Below are 25,670 nucleotides of genomic sequence, written 5' to 3'. Positions count from 1 at the left end.
CATGACCGCTCAACAAGCATCGACCAATTCGACCGAAGGACTTGCCGCCGCTGGCGCAGCTCCTGTGGTTCTCGCTCAAGCCACCGTCACTCCCCTGGGCGCCCCCGCCTCGGTGAGCTCGGCGGCACCCGCTGCCGCTGGCCCCGCCAGCGTCGGCACATTATCGAATGCCACGCCGGGCGTTGCAGTGATGCGCGACGGTGTCAGCATTCCCGTCGATGGCAATCAGACGCTGTTGCCCGGCGACCGCGTGATCGTGCCGCAAGACGGCCATGCCAACGTGCTGTTCCCCGGCTCGGCCACCAACAAGGCCCCGCTGGCCGGCGTGTTCACCGGCGGCACCGACGCCACCATCGGCTCGACCAAGCTGCCCGGCGGCCTCGAACAAGTGAACGTGGATGTCGCCTCGGGCGACCTGCAGGTGACCCCCCCGGACAGCGACGCCGACGCGGCTGCCCTGGCCGTTACCAAGAAGCTCGCGGCCGGCAGCGGCATCGGGCTGGGTGAATTCGCGCTCGGCGCGCTGGGTGCCGCGGCACTGGGCGCCGCGCTCAGCGGCGGTGGCGGCGGCAGCGACAGCGTGACCCCGTTCCTGGTGGGCACCGGCGGCCCGAACGACCCGACCACGCCGACGACCCCCACGACGCCCGGTGAGTCGGACGCGGATGCCGATTCGGACGCAGACGCCGATGCGGACGCGGATGCGGACGGTGATGCCGATGCGGATGCAGACGCCGATGCTGACGCTGACGCTGACGCGGATGCGGATGCGGATGCCGATGCCGATGCCGATGCCGATGCGGACGCTGACGCCGATGCGGACGCCGATGCTGATGCTGATGCCGATGCGGACGCCGATGCGGACGCCGATGCCGATGCCGATGCGGACGCCGATGCTGATGCTGATGCCGATGCCGATGCGGACGCCGACGCCGACGCTGACGCTGACGCTGACGCCGACGCCGACGCCGACGCCGACGCAGACGCAGACGCAGACGCAGACCACCTCCTCGATCCGGGCGACGGCCTCGTCCACCAGGTCATCGACACCGTCGGCGGCGCGCTCGGCCTGGGCGGTGCGCTCACGCCGGTCACCAACGTGGTCGACGGCCTGACCGACACGCTGGACGACGTGCTCGCCCCGCTGCTCGGCGACACCTTCACCGAGAACAACCCCAACCAGTTCGACCCGATCGACAACACCGTCGGCAGCGTCACCCACCTGCTGGGCGGCGCCCTGAGCCCCGCGCTGGACAACCTGCTGGGCGCCGGCGGCACCAACGCCGTCCTGGGCTCGGTGCTGCACCAGGTCGACTACCTGACCGACGCGCTGGACAACGGCCTGAACAACCTCATCGGTGACCACGGCATCATCAGCGGCCTGACCGACAGCCTCGGCCTGGGCGCGCTGACCGACCAGCTGACCGGCCCCAACGGCGCGCTGGGCGGCGTGCTGAACAACGTGCTGGGCGAAGGCAGCCTGGTGGCCGGCCTGCTGGCCGACAACGGCCTGGTCGGTGGCCTGCTGGGCGACGACGGCCTGGTCGGCGGCCTGCTCGGTGAAGACGGCGCCCTGGGCGGCCTGCTGGGCAACGTGCTCGGCGAAGACGGCCTCGTGGGCGGCCTGCTCGGCGACGACGGCGCCCTCGGCGGCCTGCTGGGTGGCGCACTCGGCGAAGGCGGCCTGCTGGGCGGCCTGCTCGGCGACGACAGCGCCCTGGGCGGCCTGCTGGGCGACGACGGCCTCGTGGGCGGCCTGCTCGGCGGCGACGGCGCCCTGGCCGGCCTGCTGGGCAGCAACGGCCTCACCGGCGAGCTGCTGGGCCATGGCGGCCTGGTCGACAACCTGCTCGGCCAGGACGGCGCGATTTCCGGCCTCATCACCAACAGCCCGCTGGGCGGCCTGCTCGGTGGCGACGACGGCCTGCTGGGCGGTGCCGTCGGCGGCCTGCTCGGCGAAGAAGGCCTGCTGGGTGGCCTGCTCGGCGACGACGGTCTCCTCGGCGGCCTGCTGAGCAACGACGGCTTGCTGGGTGGCCTGCTGGGCGACAACGGCCCGGTCGGCGGCCTGCTGGGTGGAGACGGCCTCGTGGGTGGCCTGCTCGGCAACGACGGCCTCCTGGGCGGCCTGCTGGGCAACGACGGCCTGCTGGGCGGCGTGCTCGGTGAAGACGGCCCGGTCGGCGGCCTGCTGGGCGGCGACGGCATCGTGGGTGGCCTGCTGGGCGACAACGGCCTGCTCGGCGGCCTGCTGGGTGGCGACGTACCGCTGGGCAGCGTCCTCGGCGGCGACGGCCTCGGCGGCGGCCTGCTCGGACCTGACGGCCTCGTGGGAGGCTTGCTGGGCAACGAAGGCCCGGTCGGCGGCCTGCTCGGCAGCGACGGGCTGCTGGGTGGCCTGCTCGGCGGCGTGCTGGGCGGCATCGGCGGTGGCGGCACCCCCGGCACCGGCGCGGCGCTGCTCGACCCGGTCGACAACGTGGTCGGCAACCTGGTCGACGGCCTGAACGACGGCGTGCTCGGCGGCCTGGGCCTGGGCAATGTGCTCGGACCGGTCGTCGGCCTCACCGACAGCCTGACCGACACGGTCGACGGCCTGCTGGGCCCGGTGCTGGGCACCAGCTTCACGGCGAACGACCCCAACGTGCTCGACCCGGTCGACGGCCTCGTGGGCCAGGTCACCAGCGGCGTGGGCGGCCTGGTGAGCCCGCTGACCGACCAGCTGCTCGGCACCGGCACGACGAGCGCGCTGCTCAACGGCGTGGCGACGCAGGTCGACTACCTGACAGACGGCGTGGCCAACCTCATCGGCGGCGATGGCCTGCTGGGTGGCGTGCTGGGTGACGACGGCCTGCTGGGAGGTGTGCTCGGCGGTGACGGCGGCCTGTTGGGCGGCGTCCTCGGCGGCGACGGTGGTCTGCTCGGCGGTGTGCTGGGTGACGACGGTCTGCTGGGTGGCGTGCTCGGCGGTGACGGCGGCCTTCTGGGCGGCGTCCTCGGCGGCGACGGTGGCCTGCTCGGCGGTGTGCTGGGTGACGACGGTCTCTTGGGTGGCGTGCTCGGCGGTGACGGCGGCTTGTTGGGCGGCGTCCTCGGTGGCGACGGTGGTCTGCTCGGCGGTGTGCTGGGTGACGACGGTCTGCTGGGTGGCGTGCTCGGCGGTGACGGCGGCCTGTTGGGCGGTGTCCTCGGTGGCGACGGTGGTCTGCTCGGCGGCGTGCTGGGTGGCGTGCTCGGCGGTGACGGCGGCCTGTTGGGCGGTGTCCTCGGTGGTGACGGTGGCCTGCTCGGCGGTGTGCTGGGCGACGACGGCCTGCTGGGTGGCGTGCTCGGCGGTGACGGCGGCCTGTTGGGCGGCGTCCTCGGCGGCGACGGTGGTCTGCTCGGCGGTGTGCTGGGTGACAACGGTCTCTTGGGTGGCGTGCTCGGCGGTGACGGCGGCCTGTTGGGCGGTGTCCTCGGTGGCGACGGTGGCTTGCTCGGCGGTGTGCTGGGCAGCGATGGTCTCCTGGGCGGCGTGCTCGGCGGTGACGGCGGTCTTCTGGGTGGCGTCCTCGGCGGCGACGGCGGTCTGCTCGGCGGTGTGCTGGGCAGCGATGGCCTCCTGGGCGGCGTCCTCGGCGGCGTGACCGGTGGCGACACCGGCGGCCTGCTCGACGGCGTGCTTGGCAGCGATGGCCTCCTGGGCGGCGTCCTCGGCGGCGTGACTGGTGGCGACACCGGTGGCCTGCTCGACGGCGTGCTCGGCAGCGATGGCCTCCTGGGTGGCGTCCTCGGCGGCGTCACCGGTGGCGACACCGGCGGCCTGCTCGATGGCGTGCTCGGCAGCGACGGCCTCCTGGGTGGCGTCCTCGGCGGCGTGACCGGTGGCGACACCGGTGGCCTGCTCGGCGGCGTGCTGGGCAGCGACGGCGTGGTCGGCGGCCTGCTCAACGGCGTGACCGGTGGCGGCACCGGCGGCGTGCTGGACGGCGTGCTCGGCAACGATGGCCTCGTCGGCAGCCTGCTGGGCCACGACGGCCTGGTGGGCAGCCTGCTCGGCGGCCTGACCGGTGGCAGCAGCCCGGTGGCCAACATCCTGGAGCCGGTCACCAGCCTGACCGATGCGCTGCCGGTGGTCTCCACCGCGACGCACGCGGTCTCCGAAGCGCTCTCGCCGGTGACCGACATCCTGGCCGGCTCGTCGGGCGCGGCGTCTCCGGTGGCCGACGTGGTGAGCAGCGTGCAGCACGCGGTCGCCCCGCTGGTGACCGACGTGGTGACCCCGATCACCAGCCTGGTCGAGCACAGCCCGGTCGGTACCGCCCTGTCTCCCGTGACGAACGTTCTGCACGGCCTGCTGGGCTGATCAGGAACATCGCAAGGAGGGGAGAGGGAGTCGCAGCACCAGGGACAGGCCACCACCGGCCTGTCCCTCGAAAGGATCGTCATGAAAAAGAATTTCCGGATACTCACCATCGTCGCGCTCGGCGCCGCCCTCGTGGGCTGCGCGGCCCCCAAGAGCGGCCGCGACGATGCGACCTACTACTACTCCAACAAGGCCAAGAGCGCGGTGGCGAAGGTGGAACCGCCGCTGCCGCCGCCGGTGCAGAACGGACCGGCCGGCGTCTCGAAGATCGTCTACTTCGATTTCGACAAATACAACATCCGCCCGCAGGACCGCGAGATCGTGGAGGCGCATGCCAGCTACATGCGCAACCGCACCTCCAGCCGCGTGGTGATCGAAGGCAACACCGACCAGCGCGGCGGGCGCGAATACAACCTGGCGCTCGGCCAGCGCCGTGCCGACTCGGTGCAGCGCGCGCTCACGCAGCTCGGCGTTCCCGCCGAGCGCATCGAGGCCATCAGCTGGGGCACCGAGAAGCCCGCGTCGACCGCAACCACCGAGGAGGGCTATCAGCTCAATCGCCGAGCCGAATTCAGCTACCGCTGAACCGGATCAACCGCGATGACTTCGACGGCAGTTTCCGCGCCGCGCCCACCTCATCGAAGCGAGAGCAGATGAGGGGCGCGGACGGTTTCCCGCACTCGATCGGGGCCGAATGATGTCCTTCACAGACCAGCTCCACGCCTGCCACGAACGCCTCGCGTCCGTGTGCGCGGCACTGCCGGCGCCGTACCCGGCGTTCACGCTGTTCTTCTCCGTCAGCGACGGCTCGCAGCGTGCCCACGTGGTGCACGCGCGCGCCGCCGACTTCGAGACCGCCTGGCGCGAAGGCGCCGAGCGTGTCGAGCAATGGGTGCGCGAGCGCGGCATCGTCTCGCCGTGGCTGCGCATCGACTGGGTCGAGGGCGCGAGCCCGATGGACTGGGCCCAGTTCAAGACCCAGCTCACCGCTGTCAAGCGCAACTACTTTCGCCTGGGCCTGGCCTTCGACAAGGACTTCGCGCTCGCCTTCACCGAGCAGGAGCTCAACGCCAACGCCATGCTGAGCGGCGACTCCACCATTCCGCATTCGGTGGTGAACCCGCGCAACTTCGAGGTGTACGGCCAGGCGCGCTTCGAGCGCACGCCGCCGCTGGAGATGGCCGCTGACCACCCGGTGTACCTGCTGGCCACCGTGGGCGTGTTCTGCCAGCCCGACGGCGTGGTGCACAAGCTGGTCGGCACGGGGCTCGACGCGGGGCGGCGCCAGCTGCCCGCGCTCAACCCGCAGTCGGTGCTCGACCTGGTGCGCAGCGGCGCCTCTTACCTGGCGCGCCAGGTGCAGAGCGACGGCCTGTTCGTGTACGGCTACTTTCCGTGCTTCGACCGCCGCATTCCGACCTACGACGCCATGCGCCACGCGAGCACGCTGCACGCCATGCTCGAGGCCTGGGAGCTCACGCGCGACGAGACCTTGCGCTTTGCCATCGAGCGCGCGCTCGACCACCTCACCACCGCGCTGATCCGCGACTACACGCTGTCCGACGGGCGCGTGGTGTCCTACCTGGTCGACACCGGCGGCGAAATCAAGCTGGGCGGCAACGCGGCCTGCGTGCTCGCGCTGGTGAAGTACTGCGAGCTGATGGAAACGCGCCACTGGCTGGCGCTGCTGGAAAAGCTCGCGCTGGGCATCGTCTCGTTGCAGGACCCGGCCACGGGCCGCTTCAACCACGTGCTGCATGCGAGCGACCTGGCGGTGAAGCAGGCCTCGCGCATCATCTACTACGACGGCGAGGCGGCCTTCGCGCTCATGCGGCTGTACGGCCTCACGCGCGATCCGCAATGGCTGGCCGTGGTGGAAAAGGCCTTCGACCACTTCATCGCCAGCCAGCACTGGCAGTCGCACGACCACTGGCTGAGCTGCTGCGTGAACGAGCTCACGCACTGGAGCCCGCAGGAGAAGTACTTTCGTTTCGGGCTGCAGAACGTGGCGGGCTACCTGGACTTCGTGCTCGACCGCAAGACCACGTTTCCGACGCTGCTGGAGCTCATGCTCGCCGCGCAGCAGATGCTGCAGCGCCTGGAAGGCATGCCCGCCATGCGGCACCTGCTCGACGAGCTGGACACCGAGAAGTTCTACCGCGCGCTGGACTACCGCGCGCACTACCTGCTCAACGGCTTCTTCTGGCCCGAGACGGCGATGTACTTCCGCCGGCCGTCGAGCGTGGTGGGTTCGTTCTTCATTCGCCACCATTCGTTCCGCGTGCGCATCGACGACGTGCAGCAGTACGTGTCGGGCTTCGCCGCGTACCACCGCTACCTGCTGGAGCGGCGCGCGCTGCCCGGCATGAACAGCGTCGGCGGCATCGCCACCGGCGCCGGCGCGGCCGCGCGCGACGACGGCGCCGCCTGGACCGCGAGCGAAATGGCGCGCGTCACCGGCGGCGATTGGGTGGTCAAGCCCGACGACGGCTGGCGCGCCACCGGCGTGGCGCAGCGCTCTTACATGCGCAAGGGCCGCGTGGTGTTCGACCACCAGGCGCGGCCGTCGAAGACGGCGCTGGCCGCCGTCACGCTCAAGGGCGTGCTGCAGCCGGCCGCGGCCGTGCTGTGCACGGACCCCAAGCCACACCTGGACAAGCGCGTGCCCGTGCTCAAGGTGGGCAACGTGCTGCAGGCGGTGCTGGAGCTGGGCGACCATGCGCGCGCCGAGTTCACGGGCCGCGTGTGCGCGGTGCTGGGCAGCGGTGCGGTGAACGGCGCGACGAATGGGAACAACAGCAGCAGCAGCGCCGGCGTGGGCCACGGCGCGGCAGGCGGGGCCGCCAGCGGCACCGTGGCCGCCATGCTCGCCAGCGCGCTCACCGTGTGGGGCGAGGTGGGCGTGCCCGAAGGCAGCGTCAGCATGCCCTCGGGCATTGCATGGAACATGACCTGCATGCCGCGCCATGCGGCCTATTGGGTGCTCGAGCTGGGCAGCTCGCAGATGCCGGTGTCGGCGCAGCTGGTGCGGCCTTCGCTGATGGTGGTGACGGGCCTGTCGTCCGCGTCGCAGAAACACCGTGGCCCTTCGGAAGCCGCCGCGCGGCTCGATGCCCGCTTCTTCCTGGCCATGTCGCCGGGCGACACCGTGGTGCTGAACCGCGACATGCCCGAGTTCGCGACCTTCGCCGAAGTGGCCGCGCAGCAGCAGCTGCAGACGCTCACCTACGGCGAGCACCCTGAGGCCGACGTGCGCCTGCTCGCCTTCGACCACGGCGAGGTGCAGGCGCTGGTGGCGGGCGAGCCCTTTCAGCTGCGGCTCAATGCACCGGGGCGCCACATGGGCGCCAGCGCCATCGCCGCGCTCGCCGCGCTGCAGGCCCTGCGCCTGCCGCTGGGCGCGGCGGTGGAACCCTTCGCGCACTTCGAACCGCCCGGCGGGCGCGGTGCGCTGCACACCATTCACATCGGCGGCGGCAGCTTCAAGCTGATCGACGAGACCTACGACGCCAACCCCAGCTCCATGCGCGCCGCGCTCGAGCTGCTGTCGCAGGCGCCCTGCGAGCCCGCGCGCCGCGTGGCCATCCTGGGCGACATGCAGGAGCTGGGCCCCGCCGCGCAGCGCCATCACCTCGACCTGGAGGCCGAGCTGCTGGCCTCGCAACCCGATCGCGTGCTGCTGTGCGGGCCGATGATGCGCGCGCTGCATGCGCGCATTCGCACCAAGGTGCGCTCGCACTGGTTCGTCGATGTGTCCGATTTGTCGACCGCGCTCGGCGGACTCCTGCAGCCAGGCGACTGGGTGCTCGCGAAGAGTTCCGCCGGCGTCGGCCTGTCCCGGCTCGCCCGGGTTTTGAAAGCATTGCCATGAGATGGAACGCGCTCCTGCAGCCGAACTTCGAGCATGAGGCCACGGCCTCGTTGCAGCCACTGCAACCCTTGCAACCCCTCCAGTCGCTGCAGCCGTCCGCGCGCCGATGGTGGCTCGGCTGGCTCCAGCTGCTGTTCGCATGGGTGGTGTGCATGCTGCTGTGCGCCAACATCGCGCTCGCGTTCGCCGAGGGTTTGCCCCAGGTCAAGCAGGCGTCCAGGTCAGGGAAGGCGGTCGGTTGCGCGGTCACGGGAAGCCCCGCGCCACACGGGCCGCAGCGAGCGGAACGGGCCGGTCCGGTGAAGGGGCAAACACCGGTGTGCTGATGTGCGCATCGGGTGAATTTTTGCCTTGTAACAATCGGGTAACAGTTGATAATGACGCAGGCGTCATTGCCCGACGGATCGGCCCTTTCCCATGATCAAGTTCCTCTTGCCCAGCCAGCTGGTCGCCGACACGCCCGAAGCGCCCGGTGCCAGCCCGTATGCGGGTGCATTGAACGCGGCCTTTCGCGACGCGTACCCGCTCGTGAAGAGCGCGGCCTGGCGTTCGCTGCCCATCAGCCTGTTCGGGCTGCTGCCTTCGATCTTCCTGCTGCAGGTGTATGACCGCGTGCTCTCGCGCAGCGGCTTCTCCACGCTCGCCGCGCTGGTGAGCGGCATCCTGTTCTTCCTGTGCATCGAGTTCTGGCTGCGCACGCGGCGCTCGCGCCTGCTGCGCAATGCCGGCGCCATCATCGACCACGGTGTGTCGGGCGCGCTGCTCAACTCGATGCTCTCGCGCCCGCTGCGCGCGCTCGAGGCGCGGCCCGCGTCGTCGTGGCAGCTGTACTTCCGCGACGTGGGTTCGGTGCGCGGCACCGTCACCGGCGGGCTGGCGCAGTCGATCTTCGACCTGCCCATGGCCGTCTTCGCGCTCATCGTCATCGGCATCGTCGCGCTGCCGGTGCTCCCGGTGGTGGCGCTGTTCCTGGCCATCATGTCGTTCCTGGCGTGGTGGTGGGCCGACGAGGTGCGCTCCGGCCGCGTGGAAGAAGTGCAGCGCGGGCGTGGCCTCGACCGCATGACGTCGGAGATTTGCAACGCGCGCGAGACGCTCAAGACGCAGTCCAACGACGGCCCCACCATCGAGATGTGGCGCCAGACGTACAACGCCTGGCTCACCGAGAGCTTCACCAAGAACGGCCAGATCGAGACCACGCGCGACGGCACCACCGTGCTGCTCACGGTGTTCTCGGTGGTGGTGGTGACGGTGGGCGCCATCTCGGTCATGGAGCAATGGATGACCGTGGGCGGCCTGGTCGCCTCCAACATGCTCGCGCTGAAGGCGCTGCAGCCGGTGGCCGGACTGGTGTCGAACTGGCGCTCGCTGGCCACCGCGAAGGAAGCCGCGCAGCGCCTGGAGACCGTGCTGGGCGAGCCGGTCGAGAAGCCGCCCACCGGCATGACGCTGCCGCAGCCGCTGGGCCGCATCACCTTCAAGGACGTGAGCTTCAGCTTCAGCGAGACCGCGCAGCAGCCGGTGCTGGAAAACGTCGACCTCGACATCGGCCCCGGTGGCCTGCACGTGATCGTCGGGCGCAACGGCGCGGGCAAGTCGACGCTGGTGAAGCTGCTGTCGGGCCTGTACGAGCCCACGCGCGGCACCATCAGCATCGGCGAGTACGACCTGTCGCAGTTCGGGCGCGAAGAACTCTCGCGCTGGATCAGCTACCTCTCGCAGGAGGTGTACTGGTTCGGCGGCCCGCTCATCGACGTGATGCGCCGCGGCGCGCCGGGCCAGAGCGACGAGCAGATCGTGGCGGCCTGCAAGCTCTCGGGCGCGCACGACTTCCTGTCGCGCCTGCCCGACGGCTACCGCACGCGCGTGGGCGAGGGCGGCACCGGCGTGTCGGTGGGCGAGCGGCGCAAGCTCGCGCTGGCCATGAGCTTCCTGCGCAAGCCCTCGGTGCTGGTGCTCGACGAGCCCAGCAACGACCTGGACTTTCAAAGCGAGCGCAACCTGCTGGCCACGCTGCTCGCGGTGGCCAAGGTGCGCACGGTGGTGGTGGTCACGCACTCGCTGCGCATCGTCTCGGCGGCCAGCGTGGTCTACCACGTCACCGGCCAGGGCAATGTAGAGCAGGGCTCCGCCGCGGAGATGGTGCCCAAGCTGTTCGGCGTGCGCAAGCCGCTGGTGGCCGTGGGCGATTCGGAAGACGGCGCGGGGGCCGCGGCCTCCCGTTCGATGGCCTGACGCCGGCCGTACATGACGCGTAGTGATCGGGGACCCGACTTGAAATCAGACCTGCCGCAGATTCTTCAGGACGAGAACGAAAGGCGCGCGGCCCGCAACTCGCCGCAAGGGCGGCGCCGCCAGTGGATCGTCAGCGGCCTCGTGGGCGTGCTGGCGCTCGTCGGCCTGGGCTTTCCCATGGAGACCGTGGTGGTCGCGCCCGGCCGCGTGATTCCGTCGGACCGGGTCAAGTCCATCCAGCATCTGGAGGGCGGCATCGTCAGCAACGTGCTCGTGAAAGAAGGCGAGAAGGTGAAGGCGGGGCAGTCGCTGGTGGAGATCGACCTGGGCGGCAGCGGCCTCAACCTCGAGGAGCTGACGGCCCGCTACTCGGCCACGCAGGCCACGCGCGTGCGCCTCATGGCCGAGAGCCGGGGCCAGCCGCTCAGCCGCGCCTCGTTTGCCACCGACATCGACAAGGACGTGTTCGAGGGCGAGAGCGGCGCCTACCAGGCGCGCGCGCTCGAGCAGCGCGGCGTGATGGCCGGTGCCGTGTCGGGCCTGGAGCAGGCGCGCAGCAAGAAGCTGGAGCAGGAGGCCAAGGTCAAGGGCCTGGGCGACCGGCTCGCGCTGATGCAGAAGGAGCTCGAAATTTCCGAGCAGCTGCTCAGCGAAAAGCTGGTCGGCCAGGTCGAGGTGCTCGAGAAGCGCCGCCAGGCCGAAGGCGTGCGCAGCGAGCTTGCCGTGGCGCGCCAGGGCGTCATCTCGGCCAACGCCGCCATCACCGAGTCGCAGGCCAAGATGGCCGAGGCCGAGGGCCGCTACCGCCGCCGCGCATCGGACGAACTGGCCACCGTGGAGCGCCAGTTCGCCAGCCTGAGCGAAGACCTGGCGCGCGCCCGCACCCAGCGTTCGCGCACCGTGGTGAAGGCGCCGTCGGACGGCATCGTCAAGGGCCTGCGCAACTCCAGCCCGGGCTGGGTCGTGAAGCCGGGCGAGGCCATTCTCGAAGTGGTGCCCGACGAGGACGAGATCATGGTCGAGGCGCGGCTCAACCCGAACGACCGCGGCTTCATCGAGGTGGGGCAGCAGGCGCGCGTGAAGATCACCGCGTACGACTACCTGCGCTACGGCGCGGTGGACGGCAAGGTGAAGCTGGTGGCCGCCGACGCCGACCGCGACCCCGCCATTTCGAGCGGCGCGCCGTACTACCGGCTGCTCATCAGCATGTCGCAGTCGCACGTGGGGCGCGACGAGAACCGCATCACCGCGGGCATGGAGTCGGAGGTGGACCTGCGCGTGGGCACCGATCCGTTCATCTGGTACATCCTGCGACCCGTGCTCAAGCTGCGGCGCGAAGCCTTCCGCGAACCATGAAGCCACGCATTCCGTTCGACCGGCGCCGCACGGGCTCCGGTGTTGTCTGCGCAGCGCTGTGCGTGAGCTTTGCGCTGCCGCCCTCGGCCTTCGCGCAGGAGGCGCGGCAGGTGTCGGAGGCGCGTGAAGAGGTCGCACTGCAAGACGGCGGCCCCCCGCTCGTGCTTGCGCCGGCGCGCCGCTTGAGCCCGCCGTCGCTCGGTGCCAGCACGTACACGCAGCAGGTGAAGCAGGCGCTGGTCGTGCTGTCGCAGGACTACCCCGAGGTGCTGACCGCGCAGGCCGCCGCCAACACCAGCAGCTACAGCGTGGACGCCGCCAAGCAGGCGCGCTACCCGCGCTTCAAGCTCGGCACTTCTTCGGGCAACTACAACAGCGGTGCCGAGAATGCCAAGACGCAGGGCTACACCGTGCTCACCGCCGAGGCCCGCGTGAGCCTGCTCGACGGCGGCGCCATGAACGCCGCGCAGCGCGCCGCCGAGGCCGGCAACCAGGCCGACGACGAAGCCGTCGTCACCACCTCGCAGAAGGTGGTGCTGGACGCGCTCACCGCCTACCTGCAGGTGCAGCGCTTCGACCTGAAGAAGCAGATCGCCGCGCGCGCCACCGAGGTGGTGGCCGAGCTGTCGAAGGCCGAGGCCCGCCGCGTGGCGCTGGGCGTGACCGGTGACAACGACCTGAACATGGCCGCCTCGCGGCGCGCCCTGGTGGCCGCGCGCGAGTCGGACTTTGCGGCGCAGCGCGACGAGGCCATCGCCAAGTTTCGCAACTACTTCAAGTTCACGCCCAACCCGGAGTCGCTGCCCGTGCTCGCCGCGCCGCAGCAGTGGCGCATCTCGTCGCAGGAAGAAGCGCTGCGCCGCGCCGAGGCGCGCAGCACCGAGATCGCCGAAGCGCAAGGCCGCATCGAACGCGCCAGGGCCTTGGCCGACCAGCAGGACGCCAGCCTCTACCCCACGCTGGACGCCGTGCTGGTGAAGAGCAAGGACCCGCGCGGCGTGTCCCCGCAGGACCCCACGCGCGCCGCCTTCGAGCTCAACTGGAACTTCGGCAACGGCTTCGACCGGCAGCTGCGCCTGAAGAGCGCGCTCACCGAAATCGCCAACCAGGAGGCCAAGCTCGAGGGCGTGAAGCTCAACCTGTTCGAGCTCACCTCCGCCTCGTGGGCGCGCACCGTGTCCGGCCGCGAGCGCGAGCGGCAGCTGATGGAGGCCGTCAGCACCTCGGGCCAGGCCTTTCGCGGCCGGCGCCGCCTCATGGAGTTCGGCCGCGAGACCCTGCCCAAGGTGCTCGACGCCCAGCTCGACTACTACACCCTGCTGTTCGACTACATCGACGGCGTGTTCGACCTGCGCATCTCCGAGCTGCGCCTGGCGCGCACCACCGGCGAACTGCGCGTGGACCCCGCCGGCCTCAACGGCTGGATCGACCGCCTCTTCGGCGCGCCACGACGCCAGGTGCTGACCGAAGACGGATTGCTGGGCACCCTGTGCATCTCGAGCAACACCACATGCGCGAGCGAGCCCGTGGCAGAACGCGCAATGGGCGTGGCCACCGCCAACCCGCCGCTGCGCAAGTCGCAACGCCTGTCGATCCCCTGACCACCACCCCCGCGACCGGCGGCAAGCGAAGCGAAGCCAATTCCAGAGACACCGAGGAACCGGCTTCGCCGGGCCTCAGGTGTCGCCCCGGTAGGAGGTTGGCGAAGCGACACGAAGTGCGCGCAGCCTGGGGGCGAGCCTAGCTAGCGTCTTCGGGGATACCGGGTTCGCCGTCGAGGATCTGGTACTTGCGCATCTTTTCCCACAGCACCTTGCGGCTGATGCCCAGGTGCTGCGCCGTGTCCTGGCGCTTCCAGTCGTTGATCTCCAGCGCCGCGATGATGCGGTTGCGCTCGCTGCTGTTCCAGCCCTTGCGCTCGCTGGAGCCGTCGAGCGAGACTCCGCCGCCGCCCGCGCCGTTGCGCTCCGCCGAAATGGAGGGTGCCGGCGTGCCGCGCGTGAGCGCGATCGCGCGCTGGATCAGGTTCTGGTCCCAGCTGTGCAGCTGCCGCGCGATCACGCCCACGCGCTCCGCGAGGTTGCGCAGCTGGCGCACGTTGCCCGGAAAGTAGGTCTCCGCCACCGCGTCGCTCAGCCAGTGCGGCGTTTCACCGAGCGCTTCCAGCGCGTCGCCGAGCACGTTGCTCAGCAGCGCCTTGAAGATCGCGATCTTGTCGACCTCGCCGCGCTCCTCGAGGCTGGGCACGTGCAGCTCGATCACCGCCAGCCGGTAGAACAGGTCGGCGCGGAACTCGCCGCTGGCCACCATCTCGCGCAGGTTGCGGTTTGTGGCGGCCACCAGCCGGAAGTCGACGCGCAGCGGCGCCGTCGCACCGAGCCGCGTCACCGCGTTGTCTTCCAGCACGCGCAGCAGCTTCACTTGCTGGTAGCGCGGCAGGTCGCCGATTTCGTCGAGAAACAGCGTGCCCCCCGTGGCCTGCTCGAAGTAGCCGCGGTGCGCGTGCACCGCGCCCGTGAACGAGCCCTTCGTGTGGCCAAAGAACAGCGATTCGAAAAGTCCGTCGGGGATCGCGCCGCAGTTCACCGCCACGAACGCCCCCTTGCTGTAGTGCTGGTGGCCCAGGTGCAGCTGCTGCGCGATGCGCTCCTTGCCCACCCCTGTTTCGCCGCGCACCAGCACGCTGTGGTTGCAGTCGGCGAAGGCGCCCACTTCGGCCAGCAGCGACTTCATCGCCTCGGAATGCGCGACCAGCACATCGGGCGCCTGCGGCGCCACGTCGCGCGCGCGCAGCTGGCGCACCAGCTTCGCGACCATCGTGCGCAGCTCGGCGCACGTGAAGTCGTAGGGCAGCACGTGCAGGTATTCGGGCGGATAGGTGCGCGAGTCGCGCTCGCGCGAGCCTGCTGCCACCCAGATCACCGGCATGCCCTGCAGCCGCTCGCTCGCCTGCGCGAGCCCGCCGCCGTCGATGACGGTGACGCTGATCACCGCGACGCAAGGCCGCAGCGCAACGCCGCGCTCAGGCTCGGGCGTCGCGAGCCCGTCGGCCCGGATCACCTCGACGTCGAAGCTCGCCATGCACCGCGCGATGCGGTCGAGGATGTCGGCTTTGCCTTCGTAGACAAAGAGGTCGAGTTCGTCGAAGTTGGGGGCGGGGGAATTCATGGGCGCTCGATGTATTCAACGCTTTGGCTTGCTCTTTGCGGCAGTTCAGTACACGAGGGATGGCGATGCATTGCAGTCCAGCGTTCGGAGATTGACGTCGATCTGGCCGAGATGCAGCCCGAGGACGTTCTGGAGCAACGGGGTGAGTATCTGAGAGCCCAGGGCATCGAGGATGGGTTGCAGCAACTGAAGCAGGAAGCCGACGAGCGCGATCACCGCGTTCGGGGCCGATGCACCGCCGCCGCTGGAGGAGTTCTGCATGCTGTCCGCAAGATTCTTGATGCAGGCGGAATCCTGGCCTGTGCCGTACGTCAGCCCGCCCGTGCATGCGTTGCCAAAAAGTCCGCCGATGATGCCGCCCAACAGGTCGCCGATGCCTCCGAGCAGCCCTGCCACAAGGGTTCCGATGCTCGTGAGCAGCCCGGCGATATTGAACGTCAGCAATTGGTTCAGGATGCTGACGGTGTCGGTTCCCAGGTTTCCGAGAAAGCCGCTTAGACCATTGGCTGACGTCGTGATCTTTTCTTTTGCACTGGCCAAGCGGGCCGACCGGCATGCGCTGGTTCCGCAAGCTGGGGTGCCCCACAGATCTGTTGCCATGGCCAGGCGCTGTGCGTCTGTCAACGTTGGCGTCTTGTTCAGCGAATTTGCGAGAAGAGAAGCCAGCAGCGCATTGGTGATGTTCTTGACCGTCGTGCCGATCAGCAGGTCGTTGCCGACCGTGGCAGTTTCCGATTGGGCAAGCGTCACGGACGCATTGACCGGCAACGCATCTATCTTGAGTTGGGTGTTGAGAGAAAGCAGATTCAAGCCTGCGAGACCGATGCTTAGCAGCTGCTCGTTCTGGAGGTTGGTTTCGCAACTGGCGCTCGTCGAGAAGATCTCGTCCTCCTTCGCCGGATCGGCGCCCGGCTTGCCGACACAGACCTTGAGGATCGATGCCTGCACATCGATGCGCGCGCGGTCCACGCCCGCGGCGGTCTTCAGTTCCGGCGTGCACATCTGAGCAAGCGTGCCCTTGCCGTTGACCGCGTCGATCATGATGGGCAGCTTCAGCCGCACCAGGCTGCCAACGATGGGAACGCTGCCCGTGTCGATCTGCACATAGGTGCGCAACTGCCCGGTGTACGCAACCGCTCCCACGCCGCCCACGCCAATGGACGGCGGCTCGATGAGCGCCACGCGCGCTTTCACCAGGTTCGTGACGCTCAGGCCGTTGACCGCAATGGCGTGTTTCTGCGTGGCGATGCCGATGCCGGTGGACAGGATGTCGAGCGCGTTGATGCCGACATTCAACGCGGCGCCTGCCGGACCATTGGGCGCGGTGATCTGCAGCAGCGACCCCAGGGGCACAGTGAGCCCCGTGATGCCGAGCTTGGCTTGGATGGCATTCAGCAACGTGATGTTGCTGGCCAGCAGATCGGTGCCCACGCCTGCCGCCTTGATGGTCGCGTCCAGCAGTTGCGCGAGCGTGATGGTCTTGGCATTGAGAAGCGCGTTCAGTTCGCCCACTCCGATGTCCGCGCTGACCGGTATTCCCAGTTGTGCGAGCAGACCGGCGGGCGTCACTTTCACCTGTGCCAGGCCGTCGTAGCCCACCAGCGAGCCGCCCAGATCGAGGCCGATGCCCTTGAGCGCGCGGCCCAGCAGCGAATCGCCGCTCACCGTCACCAGCTTGGTCCCGACCGAGAACTCGGCCAGCGGTGCGCTCAATGCCGCCACCGCACTGACGCTGATGGTGCGATTGCCGTCGAAGAACGGCAGCAGCTTCACGGTCTGTTTCTGGAAGCTCACACGCACCGCATTGGCCGCGCCGGTCACCGCCGGTGTCTGGAAGGTGGTCACCCGGTCCCAATAGCCGCATTGCACTTCACCCGCGGCCAGCGTGAAACCCAGGGGCATGTTGCGCGATGAGTCGCTCGCCGACGCGCCGTTCGCGTTGGCCTGCGCGGCGGCGCTCGCGGCCGTGCAGCCGTTGCGGATCTGTTGCGCGCCGGCCAGTGCCGCCAGGTCGGCGGTCTTCTGGAACTCGCGCTTCATGAAGTACATGTAGCCGATCTCGGTGCCGATCAGCGTGATGACGATCAGGCTGAGCGCGATGGCGGTGTTGACGATGATCGAGCCGCGCGAGCCTCGGCTTCGAGACGTGGGCGCCTCGGGCATGCGCTTTCGAGCTGTGCGGCGGGTCGTGTTCATGTCGGCGAGCGCTCCTCAGGATGACTTGAGCGCGGCGGTCGACCGGCTTTGCAATTGGTCGGGCATCCACTTGCTGGTGTCGAGCAATGGCAGGGAAGGGAGCAGGCGGTTCGCGCTGTAGGGATAGCTCACGTTCACCACATAGTTGACATACGCACCGGGGCTGCTCGGCGTGCCCCGGTCGACCGTGACGGCAACCTTCGAAACGATCCAGGTGCGCCGGCTGGCGACGTCCGTGTTCACCGACGAAGGCACGACCAGTGAACCGGCGAGCGCGTCATAGACCGCGTCTTTCACCCGAGCGTCCCCCGCCGTGGGCGCGGGCGTCAGAAGGCCGATGGCACGGGCGCCTTCGGCTGCGGCACGCGACACGCTCTGCTGTATGTAGAGCACCGACCCGAAGGTCGCCAGTGCGTACAGCATGCTGAACAGGAGCACGAACACCAGCGCGAACTCGACGGCCGCCACGCCGCCCTGGCGGTTGCGCTGTGCGGTGCGAAGCCTGTGGGGGCGCGGCGCGGTCATGGTGCGCGCCCATCGAGAAGCATGCTGGCCTGGCCGACGATCTGGTCGGGCAGGGCGAAGCTCGGCAGCGGGGGCAGCAGCTTGCGCATGTCGGTGGCAGTAACGGTCACCACCATCTGGCACCGTGCGGTCCATTCCGCACCGCAGACGGGCGCGGTGCAGTTGTTGCCGACCACGCCGCACACGGTGGCGTCAACGTTGCGGGTGACGACGCCGGGCAGCCAGCCGATGCCTTGCGTAGCGATGCTCTTCGCCTGCACTGCGCGAGCCGAATAGGTCGACTGGTAACGCAGCGCCGCACGTGCACCGTCTTCGGCCGCGTTCTGCAGGCCCAGGCGAAACGCGAACAGCATGCCGTAGCAGATGGCACCGTAGAGCAGCGCGAAGAAGATCAGGAACACCATCGCGAACTCGATCGCATACACGCCGCGTTGGCTGCGGGCGGATGGTCGAGCGCGTGGCGTTGTCATGGTGCGTGCGATGGCGATGGCGCGAAGAGCAGTCGACTGCGCCTACCGCGCCGAGCCGGTACCGGAGCCACCGCCGCCGCTGGTGGACGACTTCACGATCGAACTCATGCGCTCGGGAATCGGGAACTCGAAGCTCTTGAGGTAGCGCTCGTAGCTCCGGTTCGCGACGGCGCCGGCGATCGGACGCGGCGTTGCGGACGCGATCTCGCCGCTGCGCTGCCATGCCAGCAAGCCCTGCGTGGCATCGCCGACCTGCAGCGGTTCGTAGAAAACCTCTTCGGCCTCTGCCATTTCTTCTTCTCCCTGTGGCGGTACGCCCGCAGGTGCTTGTGCCGATGCGGGGGCATTGGGCGGGGTAGCTGCCGCCGTTGCCGACGCCGGCGCAGGTACGGGTGTTGCCGTAGCCACGGCAGGCGACTTCGTCTCCTGTGCCGATGCAAAGGGCGCCGCCGTCACCAGCGCAACGATCAAGCCCAGCGCAGGCAAACGCCAGGGCGCTGCAAAGCGGGGTGCATGTTCTTTTCTCATTGGGTACCTCGTGCGATCGAATTCGGTGACAGGGGCAACGCAGGGTCGGCGGCGGGAATCTGTTGGCTGGCCGTGCGCACGGCGCCGGTGGCGGACCAGCGCGAGGCCTTGAGCATCAGCGGGGGCGCCGCCGCGTCGTCGCGCACTGTCGCCGAGGGAACCGGCGGTGGGAGCGTCGCGACCACGGGCAAGGCCGGCGCGGCACCGACCGGACCACCCACCGTGCTGCTGACAGCGCCAAGTTGCTGCGCCGCATCGCGCACCGCCGCACGCGCGGTGGCCGGCATGTTGTTGGCGTCCATCAACCGTGCGGCTTGTTCGTTCTGGCGCGTGACGATGAAATACAGCGCCAGGTTGGCCTGGGCTTGCGTGCTGTCGGGGCGCAGTTGCAATGCCTGCATCAGAGGAAGGCGGGCTTCGTCGGCCATGCCGGCGCGCAGGCTGGCATAGCCCAGGTCGCTCAGCAACAAGGCGTCGGTCGGGTTCTGGCGCTGGGCCTGCTTCAGCAGCCGCACCGACTCCGCGAAGTTGCCGCGTGCCCCCGCCAGCAGGCCCAGGCCGCGGTAGCCGGCGCTTTCCAGCGGCGTGCCCATGAGGCGCTTGTACGCGTCCTCGCTCGATGCGGCCTGTCCGGTCTGGCGCAGTGCATCGGCGCGCAGCCGCGTCGATTCCGGCGAAACGCCCCAGCGCTGTTCCAGTGCATCGATGTGCGCCAGCGAGGCGAACCACAGGCTCTCCTTCTGCATCTGCTCGACGAGCCGCAGGTAGGTCGCCTTCGTGTCGACGGCGGCGCCGGCCTTCGTTTCCGCGGCGGCTTCCGCGGCCATGCGTTGCTGCGCATCGGCGGTGGCGCCGTACTGGTCCTTCATGCCGGCGCAGCCGGTGATGGCCAACGCGGCGGCAGCGGCGGCTGCGCAGGCCAACGAGCGCGAGGCGGTTCGCGCCTGCACGAGGGCGTTGAGCGTTTTCATTTGGTCATGGCTCCCAGTGAACGGAATACGGCGATAAAACCCGGCCCCGCGGTCACGATGACCAGCGCCGGAAGCAGCGTCGTCACCATGACAGCGGTCATCTTCACAGTGATTTTTCCGATGCGCTCCTTCATTTCCGAGCGCCGGCTTTCGCGCAGCCGGTCGCTGAAGACGCGCAGCGGTTCCTGCACGGCGCCGCCATGCTTGTCGACCTGCACCAGCAGCGACACCAGCCCGCGCAGGTTCTCGTTCTTGTGCAGCGTGGCAAGTCGGTGCAGCGAATGCTCGCGCGTGCGGCCGCGGCTGTATTGGTTGTTGGCAAGATTCAATTCATGGCCTAGCACGCGCAACACGTGCGAAAAGTCGGTGGCCATGATCTGCAGGCTCTGGTCCAGGCTCAAGCCCACGCCCTGCAATAAACGGAGCAGATCGATGAACAGCGGCAGTTCCTGGTTCGCGCGTTCGCGACGCCCCGCGGCAATCCGGCCGAGCACCCACTTGGGTGCCATGAAACCGATGAAGAACGCCGTGCCCAGCACCAGGATCACGGTGCGCTGCACGTGCCCTTCAGCCCATCCCACGTACGTAAGGAGAGGAAGCAGCACTGCAAGCATCACCCGCGTTACCAGGAACACGAGCTGCGTGCGTTTCGACGGAAGGCCGCACTGGTCGATGAGGTTGCGGTCTTCGTCGGCCACCAGCGCACGGCCGAAGCGGGAGTCGAGCCAATGGAACGGCAGTTCGATGTCGGCCTTCGCCGCGGCTTCTTCCGCCGTAGCGGGGTCGGCTGCATTGCCCGACTCGTCCGGTGCCGCCGCCACCTGTCGAATCGCGCGGCCAATGACTTTTCCGCTGCGCGCACGACGCAGCTCACCTGCCACCAACGCCCCAGCGCCGACCAGCAGGCCGAGTGCCAGCAACGACAAGCTGAGGATGGCCAGGAGATTGGGCGTGAGCGTCATGTCAGTTTTGCCAGCCTGTACAGCAGGGCCGCGCCGAACAGTTGAAGACCTGCCGCGGAGAAGATCAGGATGCGACCCGTGCCGTCATTCCACATGCTCATGAAGTAACCGGGGTTCGTCATGATGAGAAAAGCCCCGACGCCCAGCGGCAGCAGGCCCAGGATCCAGGCAGACAGTCGCGTTTCCGCCGACATGGCGACCAGCTCCTGGTCAGCTTGCTCGCGGTCGCGCATGAAGTTGCCCACGCGCTCCAGCAACAGGTCGGCGCGGCCGCCGTAGCGCACACCCAGCCCGAGGATGGACGCCAGGAGAAACATCTCCTCGACGCGCACGTTGGCGGCCGTCTGGTGCAGCGCGCGGTCCAGTTCAACGCCCACGCGCACCAGCGATGCCGCACGCTCCAACTGGCCGCGCAGAGGAGTTTCCGTGGTGGCTATGGCAAGCTGAAAAGCCGCCTGCGTGGAGTTTCCGATGGTGATCAGCCGCACCATCGCATCGATGAATCCGGGCAACTGGCTGATCAACTTGCGGCGGAACTTCTGCAGGCGCAGCCAGACCGCGAAGACCGCAAGCAGCCCCAGCAAAAGCAGCACGCCCAGCGCGCCGATCCAGCCCGCGAACAACCCGACCAGCGCAGCGACCACGACGATGGCGGCCAGCACGAGCACGGCCGTGCGTGGTTCGATCACGCCCACCAGCCAGTCGGGCATGGCCTTCTCGAGGATGCCTGTTGGCTTGGCTGCTGCCGCAGCGCTGGCTTCCGTCTCGAGCCACGGGTCTTTCAACACGCCCGCGACGAAGCCGTCGTTCGGCAAATCGCGCAGGGGCATGGGCACCGCCGCTGCGGCGGCCGCGCTGGCCAGGATCTGCTGGTTCAGGTGCCGCTCGGTCGCTTGCCGTGTCTGCCGGCGCTTGGCCCATTGCCACAGCAGCAGCCCACCCGCTGCGAACAGCAGCGCAATGCAAAAGACGAAGAGCAGCCCTTCACGCACGGCCGTCCCCCTGCTGCGCGCGCGCCAGCGACTGACGGAACCGCGTGATCTTCGGCGAGTGCGGCGCAATGCCCAGCGACACCCACCGGTCGCGCTCTTCACCGTCAGGCGATGCAACGGGTTCGTAGCGGTACAGCTCCTGCATCGCGACCACGTTGTCGTTCACGCCCGTCACTTCGCTCAGCGAAATGATGCGGCGCTGTCCGTTCGACAGCCGCCCGATCTGCACGATGAAGTCGATGGCATTGGCAATCTGCCGACGCAGGCTCACTTCACTGCCCTGGTAGCCCGCAAAGCCCGCGAGCATCTCCAGCCGATAGAGGCATTCGCGCGGCGAACTCGCGTGGATGGTGCCCATCGAACCTTCATGGCCCGTGTTCATGGCCTGCATCATCTCGATGACTTCGGCGCCGCGCACTTCGCCCACCACGATCCGGTCGGGCCGCATGCGCAGGCTGTTGCGCAGCAGGTCGCGGATCGACACCACGCCCGTGCCGTCGAAACCGCCGGGGCGGCTTTCCAGGCGCACGACGTGGCTGGTGCCCAGCGACAGCTCGGCTGTGTCCTCGATGGTGATGACGCGTTCGCGCGCCGGAATGAAACTCGCGAGCGCATTGAGCAGCGAGGTCTTGCCCGAGCTGGTGCCGCCGCTCACCAGGATGTTGCAGCGCGCACGCACCGCGATTTCAAGCAGCTGCGCCATGCTCGCATCGAATGTGCCGAGCTTCACCAGGTCGGCCGGCGTGAGCGGTTCCTTGCGGAACTTGCGGATCGACACCGACAGGCCGTCGATGGCCAGCGGCTCGATGATCACGTTGATGCGCCCGCCATCGGGCAGGCGCGCATCGACCATCGGGTTCGACTCGTCGAGCCGGCGGCCGAGCGGCGCAAGGATGCGGCGCACGATGCGCATCACATGCTCCGAATCGGCGAAGCGCACCGTCTCGCGCTCCAGCATGCCGTGGCGAGACACGTACACGTTCTGGTAGCCGTTGATCAGGATGTCTTCCACTGCCGGATCGTTCAGCAGGTCTTCCAGCGGTCCGAAGCCCGCGAGCTCCTTCGTCAGCGCATCGGAGATCAGCTGCATCTCGCGGTCGTTGATCGGCACGCGGCGCAGGCGCACGAAGCTGTCGACCTCGAGCTCGACGAACTGCTGGATGGACGCACGCGACCAGCGGCCGAACTCCGCGCCGAGTTCCTCGATGCGGCTCAGCAGATGGTCGTGCGTCCAGCTCTTGATGTCCTGGAACTGCTGGGAGTTGACGAACGCCTGGTCGTCGTCGGCAAATTCGATATCTGTGGACATGGGCCTCAACCTTCGTGTGAACTCTTCCACAGGCCGGTGACTTGCGACATGAGCGCAACCCAGCGTGGATCCTTGGCCGGTGGTTGGCCCGTGGCTGACATGTATTCCTGGCGCAGGCTGCGGGTGAGTCCGCCGACGGCTTGTGCATACGGGTCGCTGCGCGCGGTGCGCACGAGCATTTCGCCGCGGCTGGCAGCCGACAGCAGTTGCGCGCTGCGTGCGGGCAGCACGTGGCGCAACGGCAGCTCCAGTCGTTCGGCGATGTCCTTGGCGGACAGGCCGACGTGGCTGTCGAACTTGTTCACCACCAGCGAGAGGCGCTCGGTGTCGACGCTGCGCGCGCGCAGTTCCTTGAGCATGTTGGCCGTGGAGACGATGCCGCCGATGCTCTGGTCGCAGACCACCCAGCTCTGCCGTGCCTCGCGCACGGTCTGCGCGACGAAGTCCATGGTCGAGAAGCCGCCGAGGTCGGCGATCTGGAAGTCGAAGAAGTCGCCCAGCCGCTTGATGAGCGCGACCGAGTCGGCATGCGAAATCTCACGCACCTGCGCCAGGCTCGCGGGCAAGGGCAGCACCGCCACGCCGCTGGTGTGGTGCGCCAGCGCGGTGTGCAGCAGCGTCTGGTCGAGCCGACGCAGGTTGCGCACGCCGTCGACGAAGCTGAAGCCGCTTTGCGTATCGAGGTAAAGCAATCCGTCCCGCGCCGGCAGGCCCAGGTCGAGCAGCGCCACGCCGTGTCGCACCGGGCGACCCACGGGGCGCACGGGAGTCTGCGCGAGTTGGTCGTTCAGCGTCAGGGCGAGGCTGGTGGCCAGCGTCGTCACGCCGAGTCCGGCGCGCGCGCCGAGCAACGCCAGCGTGGTGCCGCGTGTGCCGCCTTGCAGGCTGTCGCGCCGCTCCAGCAGCGTGCGCAGCGTGGTCACGGCATCTGCCGACGGCGCAGCCATGTCGACGAAGTCGTCCACGCCCGCGCGCAGGGCGCAGAGCATGGCGGCGGGCTCGGCCGAAACGCCGGCGCCCAGTACAGGCAATGTGGGCCAGTCGCGCTTGAGGCGCTGATGAAGCTGGATGGCGGCGGTGCTCTGGTCTGCCGAGAAGTCGATGAACACCGCGACCGGTCCCAGCAGCGCGATGCGCTCGTCGATCGACTTTCCGTCCGGCGTCATGACAACCACCGAGCCCAGTGCGCCCAGCGCGTCGGTCAGCCAGGTGATGTGGCTGCCATTGCTCGACGCGAACAGGTAGGTTTCGCTGCCCGTGTCGGGGAGGCTGTCGCGTGGAGCGTTCATGGTGCCTGCCTGCGATGCAAGGTCCGGGTCATCGTCATCAACGGGAGAAGCCGGGCACCGCCGTGTCGGCCGCGGCGCCAAGGAAGTTCGAACGCCACACAGGGCCATCCCGCTGCTCGGCGCTGCCGGGCAGGTAAGGGGTGAGGTCGGTGCCGCGCGCGATCGGCTTGACCAGGTGGGGCGTGACCAAGATCACGAGTTCCTTCTCGTTCATCTGGTATTTGTTCTGGCGGAAGAAGGAGCCCAGGATCGGCAGGTCGCCGAGCAGCGGCACCTTGTCGACATTCGAGGTCGTGGTGCGGCTCACGAGCCCGCCGATGATGAAGCTCTCGCCATCGCCGAGCTCGACCGTCGTGTCCGCGCGGCGGGTGGTGATGGCGGGCACCGCGACGCCGCCGATGCTCAGCGAGTTGGTGTAGTCCAGGTCGCTGGCCTCGGGCGCGACCTTCAGCACGATGCGTTCGTTCGACAGCACGGTGGGCGTCAGGGTCAGGCCGATGCCGAAGGGCTTGTATTCGATGCTGGTGGTGCCCAGGCCTTGCGGTGCAGGTACCGGCAGCTCGCCGCCGGCCAGGAAGCTCGCGCTCTGGCCCGACATGGCGACCAGCGTGGGCTCCGCGAGCACGCGGGCCATGCCGTTGCCTTCGAGGAAGCCGACGTTCAGGCCGAGGCCCGCCTTGCTGAAGTTGAACAGCAGGCTGAAGGCCTGTGCGAGCGGGTTGTTGTACTGGGTGCTGATCGATCCGTCGGCGCTGAATGTGGCGCTGTTGAGCGAGGCCGGGCCGAACACGCCGAAGCTGAAGCCGTTGGAGTTGGCCCGCGTGCTGAAGATGTTCAGGCCGGCCTGCTTGAGCACGTTGCGGTTGAACTCCACCACCTTCACTTCCACCTGCACGGTGTTGCTGCGCACGTTGACGACGGAGCGGTCGATGAGCTCGGCCTTGTCGGCGGTGCTGGCCAGCGCGGTGTCGCGCGCCTGCTGGTGCGCGGTCATGCTGTCCATGGTGCCGGTGAGCGTGGTGGCGCGCCGACGTACTTCCACCGTGTAGGTGGTTGCTGCGGCATTGCCTTTTTCCCAGACCATGAGGGTGGTGCGGCCCGCTGCCTTGCCCGTGACGATCAGTCGTGCGGCCGGCGAATTCGGCGTCTTGCGCGTGATGGTGACGCCGGCCACGGCCTCGTCGCCGATCGCCATGCGGTCGATGCCCTTGTCGAGCAGCAGTTCTTGCTGCGTCCCGGCGGAAAGTATCAATGGGCGTTGTTGCTGAGGGCGCACGGCCTGCGCGTCTGCGGCCGTGGAAGCGACGGGCCAGATGACGGGGGCCATCGCGCTCAGGACGATCAGGGTCGAGCGCAGCAGTCGGGGCGAAGGAGTTCCGGCGTTGCGGGTGGCACGGGTCGACGGCGCACGAGGCGTGTGATGCATGTGGTTTTCCTGGATGACGGATGT

The 25,670-nt window shown here is 68.7% G+C and carries 18 protein-coding genes; 7 read left to right on the top strand and 11 right to left on the bottom strand.

The features are described from left to right. The first annotated feature begins 1 nt into the window (after position 1). The 7 genes from QTI51_RS18450 to QTI51_RS18420 all read left to right on the top strand — a co-directional run bounded on the left by QTI51_RS18450 (position 2) and on the right by QTI51_RS18420 (position 13,411). The gene (locus tag QTI51_RS18450; protein ID WP_286516029.1) at positions 2-4,348 is read left to right on the top strand and encodes a hypothetical protein; all 4,347 of its coding nucleotides are present in this window, start codon (positions 2-4) and stop codon (positions 4,346-4,348) included. An 81-nt stretch (positions 4,349-4,429) separates the two neighbouring features. Then, entirely contained in the window at positions 4,430-4,933 is a 504-nt protein-coding gene (pal, locus tag QTI51_RS18445; protein WP_116909443.1) for a peptidoglycan-associated lipoprotein Pal, read from the top strand. A gap of 109 nt (positions 4,934-5,042) precedes the next feature. Continuing rightward, positions 5,043-8,219, top strand: coding sequence for a glutamate ligase domain-containing protein (locus tag QTI51_RS18440; RefSeq protein ID WP_116909442.1), 3,177 nt, complete (start codon positions 5,043-5,045; stop codon positions 8,217-8,219). Continuing rightward, entirely contained in the window at positions 8,216-8,545 is a 330-nt protein-coding gene (locus QTI51_RS18435) for a hypothetical protein (protein WP_116909441.1), read from the top strand. Before QTI51_RS18440 ends, QTI51_RS18435 begins: the two co-directional genes overlap by 4 nt. 91 nt (positions 8,546-8,636) lie before the next feature. Continuing rightward, positions 8,637-10,454: a peptidase domain-containing ABC transporter gene (locus QTI51_RS18430; RefSeq protein WP_116909440.1), complete on the top strand. Its 1,818-nt coding sequence runs from the start codon at positions 8,637-8,639 to the stop codon at positions 10,452-10,454. Between the two features lie 39 nt (positions 10,455-10,493). After that, positions 10,494-11,810 carry an HlyD family type I secretion periplasmic adaptor subunit gene (locus QTI51_RS18425; RefSeq protein ID WP_116909439.1) on the top strand — a complete coding sequence of 439 codons (1,317 nt, stop codon included), beginning with the start codon at positions 10,494-10,496 and terminating at the stop codon, positions 11,808-11,810. After that, the gene (locus QTI51_RS18420; protein WP_116909438.1) at positions 11,807-13,411 is read left to right on the top strand and encodes a TolC family protein; all 1,605 of its coding nucleotides are present in this window, start codon (positions 11,807-11,809) and stop codon (positions 13,409-13,411) included. Before QTI51_RS18425 ends, QTI51_RS18420 begins: the two co-directional genes overlap by 4 nt. Before the next feature lie 139 nt (positions 13,412-13,550). Here QTI51_RS18420 and QTI51_RS18415 read toward each other — a convergent pair whose 3' ends face one another. From QTI51_RS18415 to QTI51_RS18365, 11 genes are all read right to left on the bottom strand, one after another. Continuing rightward, positions 13,551-14,978 carry a sigma 54-interacting transcriptional regulator gene (locus QTI51_RS18415; RefSeq protein WP_116909437.1) on the bottom strand — a complete coding sequence of 476 codons (1,428 nt, stop codon included), beginning with the start codon at positions 14,976-14,978 and terminating at the stop codon, positions 13,551-13,553. Between the two features lie 45 nt (positions 14,979-15,023). Beyond that, the gene (locus QTI51_RS18410) at positions 15,024-17,174 is read right to left on the bottom strand and encodes a TadG family pilus assembly protein (RefSeq protein WP_116909436.1); all 2,151 of its coding nucleotides are present in this window, start codon (positions 17,172-17,174) and stop codon (positions 15,024-15,026) included. Positions 17,175-17,189: 15 nt separating this feature from the next. Continuing rightward, positions 17,190-17,699, bottom strand: a complete 510-nt coding sequence (locus QTI51_RS18405) for a TadE/TadG family type IV pilus assembly protein (protein WP_286516030.1) — start codon at positions 17,697-17,699, stop codon at positions 17,190-17,192. Beyond that, positions 17,696-18,169: a TadE/TadG family type IV pilus assembly protein gene (locus QTI51_RS18400; protein ID WP_116909435.1), complete on the bottom strand. Its 474-nt coding sequence runs from the start codon at positions 18,167-18,169 to the stop codon at positions 17,696-17,698. Before QTI51_RS18400 ends, QTI51_RS18405 begins: the two co-directional genes overlap by 4 nt. A 42-nt stretch (positions 18,170-18,211) precedes the next feature. Beyond that, positions 18,212-18,460 carry a DUF3613 domain-containing protein gene (locus QTI51_RS18395; RefSeq protein WP_286516031.1) on the bottom strand — a complete coding sequence of 83 codons (249 nt, stop codon included), beginning with the start codon at positions 18,458-18,460 and terminating at the stop codon, positions 18,212-18,214. A gap of 233 nt (positions 18,461-18,693) precedes the next feature. Further along, a complete protein-coding gene (locus QTI51_RS18390) occupies positions 18,694-19,668 on the bottom strand; it encodes a tetratricopeptide repeat protein (protein ID WP_286516032.1) in 975 nt (324 codons plus the stop codon). Continuing rightward, the gene (locus QTI51_RS18385) at positions 19,665-20,630 is read right to left on the bottom strand and encodes a type II secretion system F family protein (RefSeq protein WP_116909432.1); all 966 of its coding nucleotides are present in this window, start codon (positions 20,628-20,630) and stop codon (positions 19,665-19,667) included. The genes QTI51_RS18390 and QTI51_RS18385 overlap by 4 nt, the downstream gene beginning before the upstream one ends. After that, the gene (locus QTI51_RS18380; RefSeq protein ID WP_116909431.1) at positions 20,627-21,622 is read right to left on the bottom strand and encodes a type II secretion system F family protein; all 996 of its coding nucleotides are present in this window, start codon (positions 21,620-21,622) and stop codon (positions 20,627-20,629) included. Before QTI51_RS18380 ends, QTI51_RS18385 begins: the two co-directional genes overlap by 4 nt. Next, positions 21,615-22,931, bottom strand: a complete 1,317-nt coding sequence (locus QTI51_RS18375) for a TadA family conjugal transfer-associated ATPase (protein ID WP_116909430.1) — start codon at positions 22,929-22,931, stop codon at positions 21,615-21,617. The genes QTI51_RS18380 and QTI51_RS18375 overlap by 8 nt, the downstream gene beginning before the upstream one ends. Before the next feature lie 5 nt (positions 22,932-22,936). Further along, a complete protein-coding gene (locus QTI51_RS18370) occupies positions 22,937-24,220 on the bottom strand; it encodes a CpaE/TadZ family protein (protein ID WP_116909429.1) in 1,284 nt (427 codons plus the stop codon). A 37-nt stretch (positions 24,221-24,257) separates the two neighbouring features. Beyond that, positions 24,258-25,646 carry a type II and III secretion system protein family protein gene (locus QTI51_RS18365; protein WP_116909648.1) on the bottom strand — a complete coding sequence of 463 codons (1,389 nt, stop codon included), beginning with the start codon at positions 25,644-25,646 and terminating at the stop codon, positions 24,258-24,260. Between the last annotated feature and the right edge of the window lie 24 nt (positions 25,647-25,670).

The sequence above is a fragment of the Variovorax sp. J22G73 genome, assembly GCF_030317035.1.
GTDB lineage: Bacteria > Pseudomonadota > Gammaproteobacteria > Burkholderiales > Burkholderiaceae_C > Variovorax.
Note: the sequence above shows the minus strand (reverse complement) of the source record. Positions and strands in the feature narration are given on the sequence as shown.

What these genes read in the sequence shown, in the direction of transcription:
- QTI51_RS18450 (WP_286516029.1), top strand. Translation starts at nt 2, where the DNA reads ATGACCGCTCAACAAGCATCGACCAATTCGACCGAAGGACTTGCCGCC.
- pal (WP_116909443.1), top strand. Translation starts at nt 4,430, where the DNA reads ATGAAAAAGAATTTCCGGATACTCACCATCGTCGCGCTCGGCGCCGCC.
- QTI51_RS18440 (WP_116909442.1), top strand. Translation starts at nt 5,043, where the DNA reads ATGATGTCCTTCACAGACCAGCTCCACGCCTGCCACGAACGCCTCGCG.
- QTI51_RS18435 (WP_116909441.1), top strand. Translation starts at nt 8,216, where the DNA reads ATGAGATGGAACGCGCTCCTGCAGCCGAACTTCGAGCATGAGGCCACG.
- QTI51_RS18430 (WP_116909440.1), top strand. Translation starts at nt 8,637, where the DNA reads ATGATCAAGTTCCTCTTGCCCAGCCAGCTGGTCGCCGACACGCCCGAA.
- QTI51_RS18420 (WP_116909438.1), top strand. Translation starts at nt 11,807, where the DNA reads ATGAAGCCACGCATTCCGTTCGACCGGCGCCGCACGGGCTCCGGTGTT.
- QTI51_RS18415 (WP_116909437.1), bottom strand. Translation starts at nt 14,978, where the DNA reads ATGAATTCCCCCGCCCCCAACTTCGACGAACTCGACCTCTTTGTCTAC.
- QTI51_RS18410 (WP_116909436.1), bottom strand. Translation starts at nt 17,174, where the DNA reads ATGAACACGACCCGCCGCACAGCTCGAAAGCGCATGCCCGAGGCGCCC.
- QTI51_RS18405 (WP_286516030.1), bottom strand. Translation starts at nt 17,699, where the DNA reads ATGACCGCGCCGCGCCCCCACAGGCTTCGCACCGCACAGCGCAACCGC.
- QTI51_RS18400 (WP_116909435.1), bottom strand. Translation starts at nt 18,169, where the DNA reads ATGACAACGCCACGCGCTCGACCATCCGCCCGCAGCCAACGCGGCGTG.
- QTI51_RS18395 (WP_286516031.1), bottom strand. Translation starts at nt 18,460, where the DNA reads ATGGCAGAGGCCGAAGAGGTTTTCTACGAACCGCTGCAGGTCGGCGAT.
- QTI51_RS18390 (WP_286516032.1), bottom strand. Translation starts at nt 19,668, where the DNA reads ATGAAAACGCTCAACGCCCTCGTGCAGGCGCGAACCGCCTCGCGCTCG.
- QTI51_RS18385 (WP_116909432.1), bottom strand. Translation starts at nt 20,630, where the DNA reads ATGACGCTCACGCCCAATCTCCTGGCCATCCTCAGCTTGTCGTTGCTG.
- QTI51_RS18375 (WP_116909430.1), bottom strand. Translation starts at nt 22,931, where the DNA reads ATGTCCACAGATATCGAATTTGCCGACGACGACCAGGCGTTCGTCAAC.
- QTI51_RS18370 (WP_116909429.1), bottom strand. Translation starts at nt 24,220, where the DNA reads ATGAACGCTCCACGCGACAGCCTCCCCGACACGGGCAGCGAAACCTAC.
- QTI51_RS18365 (WP_116909648.1), bottom strand. Translation starts at nt 25,646, where the DNA reads ATGCATCACACGCCTCGTGCGCCGTCGACCCGTGCCACCCGCAACGCC.